Raw genomic sequence first — 18408 nt, 5'->3', positions numbered from 1 at the left:
TGCCCTCCCCCGGGGACCCGGTGGCCGTCGTCGGAGAGACGGGACCGGGTGGGATCCCCGGGGGTGAACGGTATCGAAGTGCGCGTGCGCGTGTCTCGGGCCCGGGTCACACCGGGCCCGAGACCTCCGTCACTTGGCGCGCTCGATGACGTCGACCAGACGCCAGCGCTTCGAAGCGGACAGCGGGCGGGTCTCGGCCACGAGGACCAGATCGCCGATACCGGCGGTGTTCTGCTCGTCGTGCACCTTGATCTTCGAGGTCTTCCGCATCACCTTGCCGTAGAGGCGGTGCTTCTTGCGGTCCTCGATCTCGACGACGATCGTCTTCTCCATCTTGTCGGAGACGACGTAGCCGCGAGCGGTCTTGCGACGGTTGGGGCGTTCCACCGTCGTGGTCTCTTCAGCCATCACTTGTCCTCTTCCTTGGCATCGGCCGGGTTCGTCCGGATGGACAGCTCGCGCTCACGGAGCACGGTGTAGATCCGGGCGATGTCCCGACGAACGGCCTTGAGGCGACCGTGGGACTCCAGCTGACCGGTGGCCGACTGGAACCGCAGGTTGAACAGCTCGGCCTTGGCCTTCTTGAGCTCCTCGTTCAGACGAGCGTTGTCGAACCCGTCGAGGGCGTCCATGGAGAGATCCTTGGAACCGATAGCCATGATCATTCACCACCTTCACGCCGCACGATGCGGGCCTTGAGAGGGAGCTTGTGGATCGCCAGGCGCAGAGCTTCCTTGGCGACCTCCTCGGACACACCGGCGAGCTCGAACATCACTCGACCCGGCTTGACGTTCGCGACCCACCACTCGGGCGAACCCTTACCGGAACCCATACGGGTCTCGGCGGGGCGCTTGGTGAGCGGGCGGTCCGGGAAGATGTTGATCCAGACCTTGCCGCCACGCTTGATGTGACGGGTCATCGCGATACGAGCGGCCTCGATCTGCCGGTTGGTGACGTATGCGGGCTCGAGAGCCTGGATACCCCACTCACCGAACGACACGTAGTTGCCGCCCTTGGACATACCGCCACGCTTGGGGTGGTGCTGCTTGCGGTACTTGACACGACGCGGGATCAGCATGCGTCAGGCCTCCGATCCGGCCGCCGCGGCCGGAGCCGCTGCGGCAGTGTTCTTCTGGGCGTCACGACGGTCGTTGCCACGACCGCCACGGCCGCCACGTCCACGGCCACGACCGCCGGCACCGCCACGGCCACCGCCACGGTTGTTCGGCTGTGCGGCCTCCTGGGCTGCGAGCTCCTGGTCGGTGAGGTCACCCTTGTAGACCCACACCTTCACGCCGATGCGGCCGAAGGTCGTGTGCGCCTCGTAGAAGCCGTAGTCGATGTTCGCGCGGAGGGTGTGCAGCGGCACGCGGCCCTCACGGTAGAACTCCTTGCGGCTCATCTCGGCGCCGCCGAGACGACCGGAGCACTGGACACGGATGCCCTTGGCGCCGGCCCGCATGGCGGACTGGATGGCTTTGCGCATCGCCCGGCGGAAGGCCACGCGGGAAGCGAGCTGCTCGCCCACACCCTGAGCGACGAGCTGGGCGTCGGTCTCCGGGTTCTTCACCTCGAGGATGTTCAGCTGGATCTGCTTGCCGGTGAGCTTCTCGAGCTCACCGCGGATCCGGTCGGCCTCCGCGCCGCGGCGACCGATGACGATGCCCGGACGGGCGGTGCGGATGTCGACCCGCACGCGGTCACGCGTGCGCTCGATGTTGACCCGCGAGATGCCGGCCCGCTCGAGGCCGGTGGCGAGCATCTGCCGGATCTTGACGTCCTCGAGGACGTAGTCCGAGTAGCGCTGGCCTTCCTTGTGGGAGTCCGCGTACCACTTCGACCGGTGGTCGGTCGTGATGCCGAGGCGGAACCCGTTGGGGTTGATCTTCTGGCCCATCAGGAGTCCTTCCGTGCGTAGCGTGCCGGCACGTCGTCACCGTTCGCGAGCTTCACGGTGATGTGGCTGGTGCGCTTGTTGATGCGGTAGGCGCGTCCCTGGGCACGAGGCCGGAACCGCTTCATGGTCGGTCCCTCGTCGACGAACGCTTCCGAGATGACCAGATCGTCTTCGTTGAACGCCTCACCGAGCTTGTCGGCCTTGACACGCGCATTGGCGATGCCGGAGGCGACGAGCTTGAAGAGGGGTTCGGATGCGGACTGCTCCGCGAACTTCAGCACCGCAAGGGCTTCGGTTGCCTGCTGACCACGAATGAGGTCAACGACGCGCCGAGCCTTACGAGGCGTCACGCGCAGGTAGCGCGCCTTCGCCGTGGCTTCCATCGTTTCCTTCTTTCCTTATCGGACCGTCGGGTGCCGACCGCCTCAGCGGCGGCGACCCTTCCGGTCGTCCTTTTCGTGGCCGCGGAACGTACGCGTCAGTGCGAACTCGCCGAGCTTGTGCCCGACCATCGCTTCCGTGATGAACACGGGAACGTGCTTGCGTCCGTCGTGCACGGCGATCGTGTGACCGAGGAAGTCGGGCACGATCATCGAGCGGCGGGACCAGGTCTTGATGACGTTCTTGGTGCCCTTTTCGTTCTGAGCGACGACCTTCTTGTAGAGGTGCTCGTCGACGAAGGGGCCCTTCTTGAGGCTACGAGGCATGTGTCAGGCTCCCTATCAGCGCTTCTTGCCGGTGCGGCGACGGCGGACGATGTACTTGTCGCTTTCCTTCTTGGGCTTGCGGGTCCGGCCCTCGGCCTGGCCCCACGGCGACACCGGGTGGCGACCACCCGAGGTACGTCCCTCGCCACCACCGTGCGGGTGGTCGATCGGGTTCATGACGACACCGCGGACGGTCGGGCGGATGCCCTTCCAGCGGTTGCGGCCCGCCTTGCCCCAGTTGATGTTCGACTGCTCGGCGTTGCCGACCTCACCGATGGTGGCGCGGCAGCGGGCGTCGACGTTGCGGATCTCGCCGGACGGCATACGCAGCTGGGCGTAGGGGCCGTCCTTGGCGACGAGCTGCACCGAGGCGCCTGCGGAGCGGGCGATCTTGGCGCCGCCACCGGGGCGGAGCTCGACCGCGTGCACGACGGTACCGACGGGGATGTTGCGCAGGGCGAGGTTGTTGCCCGGCTTGATGTCCGCGTCCGGACCGGCCTCGATCGCGTCACCCTGCTTGAGCTTGTTCGGGGCGATGATGTAGCGCTTCTCGCCGTCGATGTAGTGCAGCAGTGCGATGCGTGCGGTGCGGTTCGGGTCGTACTCGATGTGTGCGACCTGTGCCGGCACGCCGTCCTTGTCATGGCGACGGAAGTCGATGACACGGTACTGGCGCTTGTGACCGCCGCCCTGGTGGCGGGTGGTCACGCGGCCCTGGTTGTTACGACCGCCCTTCTTGGGCAGCGGGCGCAGAAGCGACTTCTCCGGCGTCGACCGGGTCACTTCGACGAAGTCGGCGCCCGAGGAGCCACGACGGCCCGGGGTCGTCGGCTTGTGCTTTCGGATTCCCATGAGTCCTGTTCCTTCTTTCGAAGGGATCGCTTAGAGCGATCCGCCGAAGATGTCGATGGAGCCGTCCTTCAGGGCGACGATGGCGCGCTTGGTGTCCTTGCGCTTGCCCCAACCGGTCCGGGTCCGACGGCGCTTGCCCTGACGGTTCAGGGTGTTCACCTTCGCGACCTCGACACCGAAGATCTGCTCGATGGCGTACTTGATCTCGGGCTTCGTGGCGTCCGTCGTGACTTCGAAGGTGTACTTGCCTTCGTCCATCAGGTTGTAGGACTTCTCCGAGACGACCGGCGCGACGATGATGTCGCGCGGGTCCTTGACGGTGACGGTGCTCATGCTGCAGCCTCCTGGGAATCTGCACGCCCGGCGACGGAAGCACGGTTCACGAAGGACGCGAAGGCGGCCTCGGTGAAGACGATGTCGTCGGCCATGAGGACGTCGTACGTGTTGAGCATGCCCTGCTCGAGCACGTGCACGTTCTCCAGGTTGCGGGCGCTCAGCGCGGTCAGCTCGTCGCCGCGCTCGATGACGACCAGCGTGTTCTTCCGGTCGGATAGAGCGGCGATGGCGGCCTTCGCCTGCTTGGTGTTCGGCTTCTCCCCCTCGACGAGGTGGGAGACGACGAAGACCTGGCCGAGACGGGCGCGGTCGGACAGCGCACCGCGGAGGGCGGCGGCCTTCATCTTCTTGTTGGTCCGCTGCGAGTAGTCGCGGGGCGTCGGGCCGTGGACGATGCCACCGCCGGCGTACTGCGGGGCGCGGATGGAGCCCTGACGGGCATTACCGGTGCCCTTCTGCTTGTACGGCTTCTTGCCGCCACCGCGGACCTCGGAACGGGTCTTGGTCTTGTGCGTACCCTGGCGGGCTGCTGCCAGCTGGGCCACGACGACCTGGTGGATGAGCGGGACGTTGGTCGGCACTGCGAACACGTCGGCCGGGAGCTCCACGGAGGAACCGGTCTTCGCACCCGCGGCGTCGAGGACGTCGAGCTTGGTGGTCTCGGTCATGATGCTCAGGCCTCCTTCACTGCGGAGCGGACGAGCACGACGGCACCCTTGGGGCCGGGAACGGCACCCTTGATGAGCAGGAAACCGTTCTCCTGGTCCACACCGGCGACCGTGAGGTTCTGGGTGGTGTGCTTGACGTTGCCCATACGACCGGCCATGCGCATGCCCTTGAAGACACGCGAGGGGGTCGAGGCGCCGCCGATGGAGCCCGGCTTGCGGTGGTTGCGGTGCTGACCGTGCGAGGCACCGACACCGGCGAAGTTGTGACGCTTCATCACACCGGCGGTGCCCTTGCCCTTGGTCTTGGCGGTCACGTCGACCTTGACGCCGGCCTCGAAGGTGTCGATGCCGAGCTCCTGGCCCAGCTCGTACTCGGAGGCGTCGGCGGTGCGCAGCTCGACGAGGTGACGGCGCGGGGCGACCCCGGCCTTTTCGAAGTGACCGGCGGTCGGCTTGTTGACCTTGCGCGGGTCGATCTCGCCGAAGGCGATCTGGACGGCCGAGTAGCCGTCGGTCTCCTCGTTGCGGATCTGCGTGACCACGTTGTTACCGGTGGCGACGACGGTGACGGGCACGAGGTTGTTGTTCTCGTCCCACACCTGGGTCATGCCGAGCTTGGTGCCCATCAGACCCTTGACGACGCGGTCGGTGGGGCGAGGCTTGGAACGGGTGTTGGCCATTGCTACCTCTCCCCTCAGAGCTTGATCTCGATGTTGACGTCGTCGGCGAGGTCGAGGCGCATGAGCGAATCGACGGCCTTCGGCGTCGGGTCCACGATGTCGATGAGGCGCTTGTGCGTGCGCATCTCGAAGTGCTCGCGGCTGTCCTTGTACTTGTGCGGCGAACGGATGACGCAGTACACGTTCTTCTCCGTCGGCAGCGGCACCGGGCCCACGACCGTAGCGCCCGCGCGCGTCACAGTGTCCACGATCTTTCGTGCAGCACTGTCAATGACCGCGTGGTCGTACGACTTGAGCCGGATGCGGATCTTCTGTCCCGCCATGGCGTCGTGACTCTTTCTGTCGTTCTTCCCGGCCATCAACCGTGGTCCTCGCGGATCGCACGGTCTGTGCCGGCTGAGTGGTGACCGACCCCCGGGGTCGGGCGTGTCGCCCTGTGCTGACGCACGAAGGTCTCACGCATTCCTTCATTCGGTCGCCCGGCGTGATCGAACCCGATGACCAGATTCTCCGCCGGATATTCCGAGCCGTTCGGCGCAGGCCGGTCGTGTGATGGCGGGATCGAACCGCAATCTGATCGATCCACATCTTCCGACCGGACCGTCGTGTCCACACCCGTGCACCCCCGCTATATGAAGCGCACCTGTGCATCTGCGACGGCCGCGACCTCCACCTGTGCAGGGGTCCTGGCTCAAAATGCAACTTGACCATCTTGTCACAGGCGGGCAAGGGGCCGCAAATGGTCCGGGCGCGACCTCTGTCACACCTGCGGACGCACAGGAGCCCCGGACACCGAGGTGTCCGGGGCTCCTGCTCAGAGCGTGCTGCTCAGTTCATGGAAGAACTGATCAGGCGACGATCTTGGTGACGCGGCCGGCGCCGACAGTGCGGCCACCCTCACGGATGGCGAAGCGCAGGCCCTCGTCCATGGCGATCGGCTGGATGAGCTCGACCGACATGTCGGTGTTGTCGCCGGGCATGACCATCTCGGTGCCCTCGGGCAGCGTGATGACGCCGGTGACGTCCGTGGTCCGGAAGTAGAACTGCGGACGGTAGTTCGAGTAGAACGGGTTGTGGCGGCCACCCTCGTCCTTGGAGAGGATGTAGACCTGGCCCTCGAACTTGGTGTGCGGGGTGATCGAACCCGGCTTGGCGATGACCTGGCCGCGCTCCACCTCCTCGCGCTTGGTGCCGCGGAGCAGGAGGCCGACGTTCTCACCGGCGCGAGCGTCCGGAAGGGTCTTCCGGAACATCTCGATGGCGGTGACAGTGGTCTTCTGGGAGTCCTTGATACCGACGATCTCGATCTCCTCGTTGGGGAGGAGAACACCGGCCTCGACACGACCGGTGACCACGGTACCGCGGCCGGTGATCGTGAAGACGTCCTCGACGGGCATGAGGAACGGCTTGTCGGAGTCGCGCTCCGGCTCCGGCACCGACTCGTCGACGGCGGCCATGAGGTCCTGGACCGACTTGACCCACTCGGCGTCGCCCTCGAGAGCCTTGAGAGCGGACACGCGGACGACGGGAGCGTCGTCGCCGGGGAAGTCCTGGTCCGAGAGGAGCTCACGGACCTCCATCTCGACGAGGTCGAGGAGATCCTCGTCGTCCACCATGTCGGCCTTGTTGAGGGCGACGACGATGTAGGGGACACCCACCTGGCGGGCGAGCAGCACGTGCTCACGCGTCTGCGGCATCGGGCCGTCGGTCGCTGCGACCACGAGGATCGCACCGTCCATCTGAGCGGCACCGGTGATCATGTTCTTGATGTAGTCGGCGTGACCCGGAGCATCGACGTGCGCGTAGTGACGCGTCTCCGTCTGGTACTCGACGTGGGACACGTTGATGGTGATGCCACGCTCCTTCTCCTCCGGAGCGTTGTCGACCTGGTCGAAGGCGCGAGCCTCGTTGAGGTCGGGGTACTGGTCAGCAAGCACCTTGGTGATGGCCGCGGTCAGAGTCGTCTTACCGTGGTCAACGTGACCAATGGTACCGATGTTGACGTGCGGCTTAGTCCGATCGAAACTAGCCTTTGCCACTGGGTTCCTCCTGGGTTGTCGGTGCGGGTACGCGAGTGCGTCCCGCGCCTTCTTTCTTGGGGGTGTCCGGGCCGGCACCGGTGAGGCGCCGACCCGGACGACGGGCTAGGAGATTACTCTCCGCCGCGGGTCTTCTGGATGATCTCGTCGGCGACTGCCTTCGGGACCTCCGAGTAGCTCTCGAACTCCATCGAGTACACGGCGCGACCCTGCGTCTTGGAACGCAGGTCACCGATGTACCCGAACATCTCCGACAGCGGGACGGAGGCACGGACGATCTTCACGCCCTGTGCGTCCTCCATGGACTGCACCATGCCGCGGCGGGAGTTGAGGTCGCCGATGACGTCGCCCATGTACTCCTCGGGCGTACGGACCTCGACGGCCATGAGGGGTTCGAGCAGAACCGGGTTCGCCTTCTTGATGCCTTCCTTGAAGACCATCGAGCCGGCGATCTTGAACGCCATCTCCGAGGAGTCGACGTCGTGGTACTGGCCGTCCACGAGGGTGGCCTTGACGCCCACGACCGGGTAACCGGCGAGGACACCCATGTTCATGGCGTCCTGGATACCGGCGTCGACCGACGGGATGTACTCACGGGGCACGCGACCGCCGGTGATGGCGTTCTCGAACTCGTAGCTGGTCTCGTCCGTGACCTCGAGGGGCTCGAACGTGACCTGGACCTTCGCGAACTGGCCGGAGCCACCGGTCTGCTTCTTGTGCGTGTAGTCGACCTTCTCCACCTTGCGGCGGATGGTCTCACGGTAAGCGACCTGGGGCTTGCCGACGTTCGCCTCGACCTTGAACTCGCGCTTCATGCGGTCCACCAGGATGTCCAGGTGGAGCTCGCCCATGCCGCCGATCTCGGTCTGGCCCGTCTCCTCGTTGAGGTTGACGGTGAAGGTCGGGTCCTCCTTGGCCAGCTTCTGGATGGCCGTGGAGAGCTTCTCCTGGTCACCCTTGGTCTTGGGCTCGATGGCCACGAAGATCACGGGTGCCGGGAAGGACATCGACTCGAGGACGATGGGCTCGTTCGGGTCGCACAGGGTGTCACCGGTGGTGGTGTCCTTGAGGCCGATGAAGGCGTAGATGTGGCCGGCGACAGCCTCCTCCACCGGGTTCTCCTTGTTGGAGTGCATCTGGAAGAGCTTGCCGATGCGCTCCTTCTTGCCGGTCGTGGTGTTGAGGACCTGATCGCCCTGGTTCACCTTGCCGGAGTAGACACGCACGTAGGTGAGCGAACCGAAGAAGGGGTGCGTCGCGACCTTGAAGGCGAGAGCCGAGAAGGGCTCCTTCATGTCGGCGTGACGGACCATCTCCGTGTCCTCGTCACCGAGCTTGTGGCCCTGCACGGACTCCACGTCGAGCGGGGTCGGCAGGTAGTCGATGACGGCATTGAGCATGGGCTGGACGCCCTTGTTCTTGAACGCCGAACCGCAGTAGACCGGGTAGGCCTCCGAGGAGATGGTGAGCTGGCGGATGCCGGCCTTGAGCTCGTCGAGAGTGAGCTCGCCTTCCTCGAGGTACTTGTCCATGAGCTCCTCGGACGCCTCGGCGACGTCCTCCATGAGCTGGGACCGGTACTCCTCGGCCTTGTCCTGGAGATCCGCGGGGATCTCCACCTCGGTCATGTCCTGGCCCTTCATGTTCACGTCGGGCCAGACGTAAGCCTTCATCTGGAGGAGGTCGACGACACCCTCGAAGTCGTTCTCGGCACCGATGGGCAGCTGCATGACGAGCGGCTTGGCACCGAGACGGTCCTTGATGGTCTGGACGGTGTAGTAGAAGTCCGCGCCCAGCTTGTCCATCTTGTTGACGAAGCAGATGCGGGGGACGTTGTACTTGTCCGCCTGACGCCACACCGTCTCCGACTGGGGCTCGACACCCTCCTTGCCGTCGAACACGGCGACAGCACCGTCGAGCACACGCAGAGACCGCTCCACCTCGACGGTGAAGTCGACGTGCCCCGGGGTGTCGATGATGTTGATCTGGTTGCCCTCCCAGTAGCAGGTCGTGGCAGCCGAGGTGATCGTGATGCCGCGTTCCTGCTCCTGCTCCATCCAGTCCATCGTCGAGGCACCGTCGTGCGTCTCGCCGATCTTGTAGTTCACACCGGTGTAGAACAGGATGCGTTCGGTCGTGGTGGTCTTACCGGCGTCGATGTGGGCCATGATGCCGATGTTCCGGACCTTCTTGAGGTCGGTAAGCACGTCGAGTGCCACGGTGTCGTCTCTCTCTCGTGTCGATGACTGATCGGGCGGAGCGGGTGCCGGACGCCGGGACGTCCGGCACCCGCTCCGATCACCCGATTACCAACGGTAGTGGGCGAAGGCCTTGTTGGACTCGGCCATCTTGTGGGTGTCCTCACGGCGCTTGACCGCGGCGCCGAGGCCGTTGCCGGCGTCGAGGATCTCGTTGAGGAGACGCTCGGTCATCGTCTTCTCGCGACGCTGACGGGCGAAGTCCACAAGCCAGCGCAGGGCGAGGGTGTTCGCACGGTGCGGCTTGACGTCGACGGGCACCTGGTAGGTGGCGCCACCGACACGACGGGAACGGACCTCGAGCGAGGGACGGATGTTGTCGAGAGCCTTCTTGAGAAGGGCGACGGGGTCCTCGCTGGTCTTCTGTCCGGCGGCCTCGAGGGCGCCGTAGACGATCCGCTCGGCAGTCGAACGCTTACCGTCCAGCAGCACCTTGTTGATGAGCTGGGTGACCACCGGGGAGTTGTAGACCGGGTCGATGACGACCGGACGCTTGGGTGCGGGTCCCTTACGCGGCATTACTTCTTCTCCTTCTTCGCGCCGTAGTGGCTGCGGCCCTGGCCACGGCCCTTGACTCCCTGGGTGTCGAGCGTGCCGCGCACGATCTTGTAGCGGACACCGGGGAGGTCCTTCACACGACCACCGCGCACCAGCACGATGGAGTGCTCCTGCAGGTTGTGGCCCTCGCCCGGGATGTAGGCGGAGACCTCGATCTGCGAGGACAGCTTCACACGGGCGACCTTGCGGAGCGCCGAGTTCGGCTTCTTCGGGGTGGTCGTGTACACGCGGGTGCACACGCCACGACGCTGAGGACTGCCCTTGAGGGCAGGGGTCTTGTTCTTCGAGACCTTGTCGTGCCGTCCCTTACGGACGAGCTGCTGGATGGTAGGCACTTAGATGTTCTCCATATGCTTCTCGCTGTTCCTAATCCCGAAGGCGCACGACGCTCGGCAGAACCGATCGGCGTGGTCCGTACCCCCCGGACATGTCCTCCTGCGAACGGGTGAAGCGACCTGCCCGTTCCCAGTGTTCGCGCGGCTGCACACATCCCGATGTCGGGTGTGTCGCAATGCCGACGAACCGGCACCACGGACACGTTCGACCCCGTGAGTTGCATGAGCTGCCCGTTGCCGTCGTGCCAGCAGGGGACCGGATCAGGGACTCCGTACGGCCGGAGAACCATGGCCCGTCTGCGCGCACGCGGACATGCTGATACTAGATCAGACAGGCTCAAGCGTAGACCCGGCCGGGGGCGTGGTCAAAACTCCGCGACGTAGGTCACGTCCCCGGTTCCGCGCACCCGTCAGCATCCCCCGACGAGGCCCACGATGCGGTCATGATTGCCCGTCATCCGGGATTCACCGGACGGATTCCCAATCTTTTCTTGACTCACTCAAAAATAGACGTTTGGATGGGGGCATGGCTTCGAACACGGCACCGACGCAGGGGGCGAGCACCCCGGACCGGAAGGCGCAGGAGGATTCCCTGCGCCGTGTGTCCCTGCGCGTCACGCGCCCCCGCGTCGAGGTCCTCGCCGCGGTGCGCGAGCACCCGCACACGGAGACCTCCGGCGTCATCGAACACGTCCGACACCACCTGCCCGACGTCTCCCACCAGGCCGTCTACGACTCCCTGCGCGTCCTCACGGAGTCCGGCCTGTTGCGCTGCATCCAACCCTCCGGCACCGTCGCTCGCTACGAGACACGGGTCGGGGACAACCACCATCACCTCGTCTGCCGCGTCTGCAACGTCATCGTCGACGTCGACTGTGCCGTGGGCGAGGCCGCATGCCTGACCCCGTCGCACTCGCACGACTTCGTCGTCGACGAGGCCGAGGTCATCTACTGGGGCCTGTGCCCCGACTGCGCCGCCCGGTCCACCGGAGGGTCCCCGGACCCCACGGAACCGGCCACCCCCTCCCCCGCCGGGAAGGGCACGGACACGCAGGGGCTCCAGGGCGCCTCGTGAGCGGACCGGGAACGCCGTAAGGCGTCCCCGCAACCCGAGAACCTCCCAGCGAACCGCGAGAAGGAGGGGTCCCGCACCCGCGGGGCCCGACGACAACGGAAGGAATCCCATGTCGGAGAACACCCCGGCCGGCAAGTGCCCGGTCATGCACGACGGACCGGACACCGTCACCCCCGGTCGCGCTGTCACGGACGGCGACACCGCGGGCGTGCGCGTGCACCCCACCCAGGGTTCGCCCAACGGTGAGTGGTGGCCGCACAAGCTCAACCTCAAGATCCTCGCCAAGAACCCCGAGGTCGCGGATCCGATGGACCCCGACTTCGACTACGTCAAGGAGTTCGAGGCCCTCGACCTCGCCGAGGTGAAGAAGGACATCGCTCACGTCCTCACCGACTCCAAGCCGTGGTGGCCGGCCGACTTCGACAACTACGGCCCGCTCATGATCCGCATGGCCTGGCACTCCGCCGGTACCTACCGCGTGTCCGACGGCCGTGGTGGCGCCCACGAGGGTCAGCAGCGGTTCGCCCCGCTGAACTCCTGGCCGGACAACGTCTCGCTCGACAAGGCACGCCGTCTGCTGTGGCCGGTGAAGAAGAAATACGGCAAGTCGCTGTCCTGGGCCGACCTCATAATCCTCACCGGCAACGTGGCCCTCGAGGAGATGGGCTTCCCGACCTTCGGCTTCGCCGGTGGTCGTGCCGACGTGTGGGAGGCCGACGACGACGTCTACTGGGGGGCGGAGACCGAGTGGCTCGGTGACGACAAGCGCTTCCACGGCGACCGTCAGCTCGACGAGCGCCTGGGTGCCACCCACATGGGCCTCATCTACGTGAACCCGGAGGGCCCGGGTGGCGAGCCCGACCCGGTCGCCGCCGCCCACGACATCCGCACCACCTTCGGCCGCATGGCGATGAACGACGAGGAGACCGTCGCCCTCATCGCCGGTGGTCACACCTTCGGCAAGACCCACGGTGCCGCCCCGGACTCGAACCTCGAGGGCGACCCGGAGACCGCCGGCCTGGAGCGCATGGGCCTGGGCTGGAAGAACAACCACGGCACCGGCGCCGGCGACGACGCCATCACCTCGGGTCTGGAGGTCACCTGGACCTACCACCCGACCCGCTGGGACAACGAGTTCTTCCACATCCTCTTCGCGTACGAGTGGGAGCTCATGAAGTCCGACGGCGGCGCCTGGCAGTGGAAGCCGAAGGACGGTGCCGGCTCCGACATGGTCCCCGGTGCCCACTCGGCCACCCGCCGTGAGCCCCGCATGCTCACCACCGACCTGGCCCTGCGCTTCGACCCCGAGTACGAGAAGATCTCGCGGAAGTTCAAGGACGACCAGGCCGCCTTCACGGACGCCTTCGCCCGTGGGTGGTTCAAGCTCACCCACCGTGATCTCGGCCCGAAGGTGCTCTACGCCGGCGCCGAGGCGCCAGAGGAGGACCTGCTCTGGCAGGATCCGATCCCGGCGGGCACCCCGCTCGACGAGGCCGGTGTCGCCGCGGTGAAGAAGGCCGTCGCGGAGTCGGGTCTCACCGTCTCCCAGCTGGTCTCCACCACCTGGGCCGCAGCGTCCTCGCACCGCACCTCCGACAAGCGCGGTGGTGTCAACGGGGGTCGCCTGCGCCTGGAGCCTCAGAAGTCCTGGGAGGTCAACGAGCCGGCCAAGCTCGCCCCGGTCATCGCGAAGCTCGAGGAGATTGCGGAGTCGACGGGCGCCTCGTTCGCGGACGTCGTCGCCATCGCCGGCGCCGTCGGTGTCGAGCAGGGTGCGAAGGCCGCCGGCGTCGAGGTGACCGTCCCGGTCTCCACCGGCCGCGGCGACGCCACCCAGGAGCAGACGGACGTCGAGTCCGTCGCCTGGCTGGAGCCCCGCTTCGACGGCTTCCGGAACTACGTGCAGAAGGACTTCGGCATCCCCGCCGAGTACCTGCTCGTCGACAAGGCGAACCTGCTCGGACTCTCCGCCCCGGAGATGACCGTGCTCGTCGGTGGCCTGCGTGTCCTCGGTGCGAACTTCGAGGACTCCGCGAAGGGTGTCTTCACCGAGACCCCGGGTGCGCTCACCAACGATTTCTTCGTCAACCTGCTCGACCTCGACGGCACCTGGAAGCCGCTCGACGGTGAGGGCTACGCGGCGACGGAGTACGAGTACGCCGACGACGCCACCGGTGAGGTCACGTGGACCGGCTCCCGCGTGGACCTGGTCTTCGGTGCCAACTCCGAGCTCCGCGCTCTCGCGGAGGTCTACGGTTCGGACGACGCGAAGGAGAAGTTCGTGAACGACTTCGTCGCCGCCTGGACCAAGGTCGTCGAGGCCGATCGCTTCGACCTCAAGCGCTGAGCCTGCCTGAGTCCGGCTGAGCCGGGCTGATCACTTCAGTCCCACGTGAAATCACGGGGTCTGTCGCAGATGCCGAGGGATGTTCCCCGGTATCCGCGACAGACCCCGTGATTTCGTTCGTGCAGGCGGCCCGACCGGGCGTCGATCAGCCCACCGCGACCTCGACCGGGCTGCCGAAGAACCCGTCGGAGATGCTGATCGTCGTGATCTCCACGCCCTCGGGGACGTCGTAGAGAGCGGTGCCATCGAGCGTGTTGCCCGGGTTGATCTCGTCGAAGATCACCGCGCCCTCCTCCAGGTACATGGAGTCGGTGCTAGAGCTGTACTCGTTCCCGTCGGCGTCGAGCAGGGTCACGGCACTGTCGGAGAAGTACTCCGCGCTCGACCCGTTGTTCGTCACCTCCAGGCCGACCTTCACGTACTGACCCTGGGCCTCCTCACCGAAGTACTCGTTCCCGACCGAGGAGATCCCGTCCTCGATCCCGGTCACCGTGATGGTCCAGTCACCGACCTCGACCGGATCGCCGACCACCGCCGACGAGGCGCTTTCGTCCTCGGCCGCCTCCGCGGAGTCCGCGTCCTCCTCCGCTGCGGCCCCGTCGTCTGCAGCCGCGCCCTCCGCGGGGGCCGCGTCCCCGTCCTCGGCGGCAGCGGCCTGCGCGTCCGTGCCGTCCTCGGCGGGCGCCTCGGCGGCGGATCCGGTGTCGGTGTCACCGCCACCGGCCAGAGCGGCGGAGCAGCCGCCGATGACGACGACGAGGACCACGAGGATCCAGAACCAGACCCGCTTGAAGAAGGGCTTCTTGGGCTTGGCCGGCGGCAGGGGCTGGCCCTGCGGCATCTGCTGGTAACCGTGCGGGGCCGGCGGCGGAGTGCCGTGGCCGGCGGGGTCCTGGCCGGGGACGGGCATCGGTCCGCCCGGCATCTGTCCGCCCTGCGGCGGCTGGGGGTTCGACATCGTCGAGTCCTTCCGTGGGTTCGCGTCCGGCTGCCGCCGGATCCGTGATCGCTGTCCGGCTGCTGCCGGACGACGGGAACCAGACTCCCGGTGGGGCGGGGACGGGCACATCGTCCGATCGGACCGACCTGCCCGTCCGATCGGACGATGAAGTGTGTCCGAGGCGCCCCCTAGGCTCCGAGTCATGCGCGATACCTCCTTGCAGCAGCCACTCGACCCCTCCTGGCGCCGGGTCCGGACCCTCGCTACCCGTGCCGGTCTCCTCGTGTGGGACACGGTGCTCTGGTTCGTCGGGGTGTGCATGACGGTGGTGTGGGAGGAGAACATCCCCGGCCTGCGGTCGATGTCGGCCGGAGCCGGGCCTTCCGACCTCGTGATCCTCCACTTCATGTTCGCGACGCTGTTGTGGGTGGCGGTGTACTTCCGGCGCCGGTTGCCGGAGATCACCTTCGGTGCCGGCGCCGTGCTCGCTCTCCTGGGCTCGGACACGACACTGGTGCTCGTGGCGATGTTCCACCTGTTCCTCCGCCGGGGTGGCGCGGCGCGGATCGTCTGGACCGTCTGCGGTGTGCTGCTCGTCGTCCAGCAGACCGTGCGGGTCATGGTCCAGCCGGTGCACACGACGGTGGTCGGCTGGGCGTTCGAGGTCCCACCCGGAGCGGAGAATTCCTTCGGGTTCCGGCTAGTACCGCTGTTCGTCTCCCTCATCGCCCTGGCCGTCGTCTACGGGGTCGGGTCGTGGCTGCTGGTGCGCAGGTCGGGGCGCCGGGCCCAGGACGCACTGGCCCGGGAACACGCCCGCCGGCAGGAACTCGACGAACGGCTGGCCCACGAGCGGGAGCGGGTGTTGCTCGCCACCGATCTCCACGATTCCCTCGGGAACCGGCTGTCCTCACTGTCCGTCCAGGCCGGTCACCTGGTGGCGCGCTTGGATTCGGCCGGGGACGCCGGGGGTGTCGAGGGTGGTGCCGGCACGCCGTTGCGGGACGAGGTCGCGGTGATGCGGGGCCAGGCCCAACGCGCCATGGCCGATCTCCGGGTCCTCGTCCGTCGCCTACGGACGGAGTCGGGTGACCCACGGCGGGAGACGGGTGGTCCGTGGCCGGACGCGAGCGGGCACCCGGGAAGGGGTGTGGAGGGCGCCTCGACGGCGCGGCATGACCCGGCCCAGGTCGGGACCCCGGGCCTGCACACACTCGGTGACCTGGTGGCCCACGCCCGGAGTGCGGGAACGCCGGTCGAAGCCGTTCTCCTGGTACAGGACGCGCAGCACGGGTCGACGTCCTTCGGACAGTGTGTTTACCGGATCCTCCAGGAGTCGCTCACGAACGCGCTCAAGCACGCACCGGGACTGCCGGTGAGCGTCTACGTCGAGGGCGGCCCGCTCACCGGTGTCGCGCTGCGGGTGTCGAACCCCGTCGGCCCCGTGTCGATTGAGGCGAGTCCCGAGTCGGCGCTCGGGTCGGGGTCCGGTCTCATCGGGATCCGGCAACGTGCCGACTTCCTGGGCGGGACCGCCTGGGTGGGTGCGCACGAGGGGACGTTCATCGTCGACGTCCGGCTGCCCGCGGAGGCGCCCGCAGACCGTCCGCTGGTCTGAGGTGTCGTCGCCTCCGGTCACCGGGGAGGGCGGCACGACCTGCTGGGAGGGTGGCCCGACCTGCAGGCAGGGTGGCCCTCCGGGTGGCCCGTCGGGTCTCGGTCCGACAACGGATCCGCTGGTGAGACTTGCGCACAGGATGTGTGTCCGTGCCCCTGCCTAGGGTGAGGAGCGATGAGAACCTCGCGCTCCCCCGTCTCCCGCTCCGCGGCCGGCGCACCATTGCCAGCCGGCGCACCATCGCCGTCCGACGTCATATCGCATTCCGCGATCCGCGTCCTCCTCGTCGACGACGATCCCATCGTCGTCGGTGCACTCGCCGGGACGGTCGGTTCCGAGGAGGGGATCGAGATCGTCGCGACGGCCACCGACGGTGCCGCTGCGGTGGATTCCGCGGCTCGGCACTACCCCGATGTCGCCCTCATGGACATCCGCATGCCGAGGATGACCGGGATCGAGGCGGCCGCCCGGATGACGAGCGGACTCCGGCCGCCCAAGGTCGTGCTCATGACGTCCCTCGATCACGACCCCGAACTCCTGTCCCGCGCCATCGAGGCGGGCGTGGTGGGATTCCTGCTCAAGGGTGGCGAGATGGGCGACTACGCCCGGGCCGTGCGGGAGGCCGCGCAGGACCACTCCTTCTTCTCCCCGGAGGCGGCCCGCGGGATGATCGCCCTCGTGGGGCAGTCGTCCGGTGAGGACCACCGCCGTGTGGCGAGGGAGAAGTTCGCGCTCCTCACGGAGACGGAGGCGCAGGTGGCCCGCCGAGTCCGGGACGGGGAGTCGGGCCCGGACATCGCGCGGGGAATGCACATCTCACAATCCACCGTGAAGACGCATCTCCGCTCGATCGGCATCAAGTACGGCCTGGACAGCAGCAACCAGGTCCCGATCGCCGTGCTGACCGAGCGTGCCCTCGGCTGATGCGGAACGTGCCCGGGTGCCCGGGTGCCCGGGTGCCCGGGTGCCCGGGTGCCCCGCACACGAGATCACGGCCGTATGTCGTCGTCACGGTGTTCGATCACCGGGATGACAACATACGGCCGTGATTTCGTCTGTGGGGCCGCCGGTCAGACCGCGGTGTAGCCGCCGTCGACCAGGTGGTAGGAGCCGGTGATGAAGCTGGCCTCCTCCGAGAGCAGGAACCGCACGAGAGCGGCGACCTCCTCCGGGCGGCCCAGGCGACCGAGCGGGTGCTTGGCGGCCAGGGCGTCGTAGGCCTCCTGGGGCAGGTTCGCCAGGAGCGGGGTCTCGATGTAGGCCGGACCCACCGCGTTGATCCGCAGGCCCGCGGCCCCGTACTCCGCCGCGGCGTTCTTGGTGACGCCGACGACGCCGTGCTTGGCGGCGGTGTAGGCGGCGTTGAGAGGAGCGGCGACGGTGCCGTGGATCGAGGCCATGTTGACGATGGACGACTCCCCCGCCCCGGCCTCGAGCATGGCCGGGATCTGGTAGCGCATCCCGTAGAGCACACCGTTGAGGTTGATGTCGATGACGCGGTCCCAGTCCTCCAGGTCGATCTCACCCGCGGGGGCCTGGGCGCCACCGATGCCGGCGTTGTTCACGGCGTAGTTGAGCTTGCCGTAGGTCTCGACGGCGAAGTCGACGGCCTTCTTGCTGTCCTCGGCGACGGCGGTGTTCGCGGTGAAGGGTGCGGCTTCGCCCCCGGCGGCGACGATCTCGTCGACCACCCGCTGGGCTCCTTCGGTGTTGATGTCGGAGACGACGACCTTCACGCCCTTCGACGCGAGATCCTTGGCGATGGCCTCGCCCAGTCCAGAACCGCCGCCGGTGACGAGTGCGACCTTGTCTTCGAATGCCATGGTGTTCTCCTCGAACGCACGGGCCGTGGATGTCTTCCACGTGCCTCTACCCTCCACGGTAGGTGGTGATCCATCAGTCACGACAGGTGTCCGGGACCGCATACACAAAGGTCCACATCCCGGTCACTCCCACCCGAGTCCGTCGGACGACGTCGGACCCACCACAGTCGAGTGCGAGCTGAATGGCGGATTCTCGTACAAGACGGAGATCCACCACTCAGCTCGCACTCGAAGGGAAGCGACAGCGTTTGAGGCCGCAACCCTGATCAACGAGT

21 protein-coding genes are annotated in these 18408 nt (G+C 67.0%); 4 read left to right on the top strand and 17 right to left on the bottom strand.

Going from position 1 to position 18408, the window contains the following annotated elements:
* Positions 1-129: 129 nt before the first annotated feature.
* The 15 genes from rpsQ to rpsL form a co-directional block, all read right to left on the bottom strand.
* Positions 130-408, bottom strand: a complete 279-nt coding sequence (gene rpsQ, locus AAD496_RS04015) for a 30S ribosomal protein S17 (RefSeq protein WP_349827352.1) — start codon at positions 406-408, stop codon at positions 130-132.
* Positions 408-659, bottom strand: coding sequence for a 50S ribosomal protein L29 (gene rpmC / locus AAD496_RS04010; RefSeq protein ID WP_349827351.1), 252 nt, complete (start codon positions 657-659; stop codon positions 408-410). The genes rpsQ and rpmC overlap by 1 nt, the downstream gene beginning before the upstream one ends.
* Positions 660-661: 2 nt before the next feature.
* Positions 662-1078 carry a 50S ribosomal protein L16 gene (gene rplP, locus AAD496_RS04005; protein WP_349827350.1) on the bottom strand — a complete coding sequence of 139 codons (417 nt, stop codon included), beginning with the start codon at positions 1076-1078 and terminating at the stop codon, positions 662-664.
* A 3-nt stretch (positions 1079-1081) separates the two neighbouring features.
* On the bottom strand, positions 1082-1897 hold the full coding sequence (gene rpsC / locus AAD496_RS04000; protein WP_349827349.1) for a 30S ribosomal protein S3: 816 nt from the start codon (positions 1895-1897) through the stop codon (positions 1082-1084).
* Positions 1897-2280, bottom strand: coding sequence for a 50S ribosomal protein L22 (gene rplV / locus AAD496_RS03995; RefSeq protein WP_349827348.1), 384 nt, complete (start codon positions 2278-2280; stop codon positions 1897-1899). Before rplV ends, rpsC begins: the two co-directional genes overlap by 1 nt.
* A gap of 42 nt (positions 2281-2322) precedes the next feature.
* Positions 2323-2604 carry a 30S ribosomal protein S19 gene (gene rpsS / locus AAD496_RS03990; protein WP_349827347.1) on the bottom strand — a complete coding sequence of 94 codons (282 nt, stop codon included), beginning with the start codon at positions 2602-2604 and terminating at the stop codon, positions 2323-2325.
* A 15-nt stretch (positions 2605-2619) separates the two neighbouring features.
* On the bottom strand, positions 2620-3456 hold the full coding sequence (rplB, locus tag AAD496_RS03985) for a 50S ribosomal protein L2 (RefSeq protein ID WP_349827346.1): 837 nt from the start codon (positions 3454-3456) through the stop codon (positions 2620-2622).
* Positions 3457-3486: 30 nt separating this feature from the next.
* Entirely contained in the window at positions 3487-3789 is a 303-nt protein-coding gene (rplW, locus tag AAD496_RS03980) for a 50S ribosomal protein L23 (protein WP_349827345.1), read from the bottom strand.
* Positions 3786-4460, bottom strand: coding sequence for a 50S ribosomal protein L4 (rplD, locus tag AAD496_RS03975; RefSeq protein ID WP_349827344.1), 675 nt, complete (start codon positions 4458-4460; stop codon positions 3786-3788). The genes rplW and rplD overlap by 4 nt, the downstream gene beginning before the upstream one ends.
* Before the next feature lie 5 nt (positions 4461-4465).
* The gene (gene rplC, locus AAD496_RS03970) at positions 4466-5140 is read right to left on the bottom strand and encodes a 50S ribosomal protein L3 (protein WP_349827343.1); all 675 of its coding nucleotides are present in this window, start codon (positions 5138-5140) and stop codon (positions 4466-4468) included.
* Positions 5141-5154: 14 nt separating this feature from the next.
* Entirely contained in the window at positions 5155-5463 is a 309-nt protein-coding gene (gene rpsJ, locus AAD496_RS03965) for a 30S ribosomal protein S10 (protein ID WP_009379191.1), read from the bottom strand.
* 525 nt (positions 5464-5988) lie between these two features.
* Complete coding sequence (gene tuf, locus AAD496_RS03960) at positions 5989-7179, bottom strand: elongation factor Tu (RefSeq protein WP_349827342.1); 1191 nt, start codon at positions 7177-7179, stop codon at positions 5989-5991.
* Positions 7180-7292: 113 nt separating this feature from the next.
* Entirely contained in the window at positions 7293-9398 is a 2106-nt protein-coding gene (gene fusA / locus AAD496_RS03955) for an elongation factor G (protein WP_349827341.1), read from the bottom strand.
* A gap of 87 nt (positions 9399-9485) precedes the next feature.
* Entirely contained in the window at positions 9486-9956 is a 471-nt protein-coding gene (gene rpsG / locus AAD496_RS03950; RefSeq protein ID WP_349827340.1) for a 30S ribosomal protein S7, read from the bottom strand.
* The gene (gene rpsL / locus AAD496_RS03945) at positions 9956-10330 is read right to left on the bottom strand and encodes a 30S ribosomal protein S12 (protein ID WP_349827339.1); all 375 of its coding nucleotides are present in this window, start codon (positions 10328-10330) and stop codon (positions 9956-9958) included. Before rpsL ends, rpsG begins: the two co-directional genes overlap by 1 nt.
* Positions 10331-10856: 526 nt before the next feature.
* On the opposite strand from rpsL, the gene AAD496_RS03940 reads away from it, so the two are divergent.
* Together AAD496_RS03940 and katG are read left to right on the top strand one after the other, a co-directional pair.
* Complete coding sequence (locus tag AAD496_RS03940; protein ID WP_349827338.1) at positions 10857-11405, top strand: Fur family transcriptional regulator; 549 nt, start codon at positions 10857-10859, stop codon at positions 11403-11405.
* 109 nt (positions 11406-11514) lie between these two features.
* Positions 11515-13752 carry a catalase/peroxidase HPI gene (katG, locus tag AAD496_RS03935; RefSeq protein WP_349827337.1) on the top strand — a complete coding sequence of 746 codons (2238 nt, stop codon included), beginning with the start codon at positions 11515-11517 and terminating at the stop codon, positions 13750-13752.
* A gap of 145 nt (positions 13753-13897) precedes the next feature.
* Here the strand turns inward: katG and AAD496_RS03930 are convergent, their stop codons facing one another.
* Complete coding sequence (locus AAD496_RS03930) at positions 13898-14710, bottom strand: DUF4352 domain-containing protein (RefSeq protein WP_349827336.1); 813 nt, start codon at positions 14708-14710, stop codon at positions 13898-13900.
* Between the two features lie 184 nt (positions 14711-14894).
* Here AAD496_RS03930 and AAD496_RS03925 point away from each other — a divergent pair, with 184 nt between their 5' ends.
* On the top strand, positions 14895-16310 hold the full coding sequence (locus AAD496_RS03925; protein WP_349827335.1) for a sensor histidine kinase: 1416 nt from the start codon (positions 14895-14897) through the stop codon (positions 16308-16310).
* Between the two features lie 174 nt (positions 16311-16484).
* Positions 16485-17234, top strand: coding sequence for a response regulator (locus tag AAD496_RS03920; RefSeq protein ID WP_349827334.1), 750 nt, complete (start codon positions 16485-16487; stop codon positions 17232-17234).
* A 146-nt stretch (positions 17235-17380) separates the two neighbouring features.
* On the opposite strand, the gene AAD496_RS03915 is transcribed toward AAD496_RS03920, so the two are convergent.
* Entirely contained in the window at positions 17381-18133 is a 753-nt protein-coding gene (locus AAD496_RS03915; protein ID WP_349827333.1) for an SDR family NAD(P)-dependent oxidoreductase, read from the bottom strand.
* Positions 18134-18408: the final 275 nt, after the last annotated feature.

The sequence above is a fragment of the Brevibacterium litoralis genome, assembly GCF_040212315.1.
Lineage (GTDB): Bacteria > Actinomycetota > Actinomycetes > Actinomycetales > Brevibacteriaceae > Brevibacterium > Brevibacterium litoralis.
Note: the sequence above shows the minus strand (reverse complement) of the source record. Positions and strands in the feature narration are given on the sequence as shown.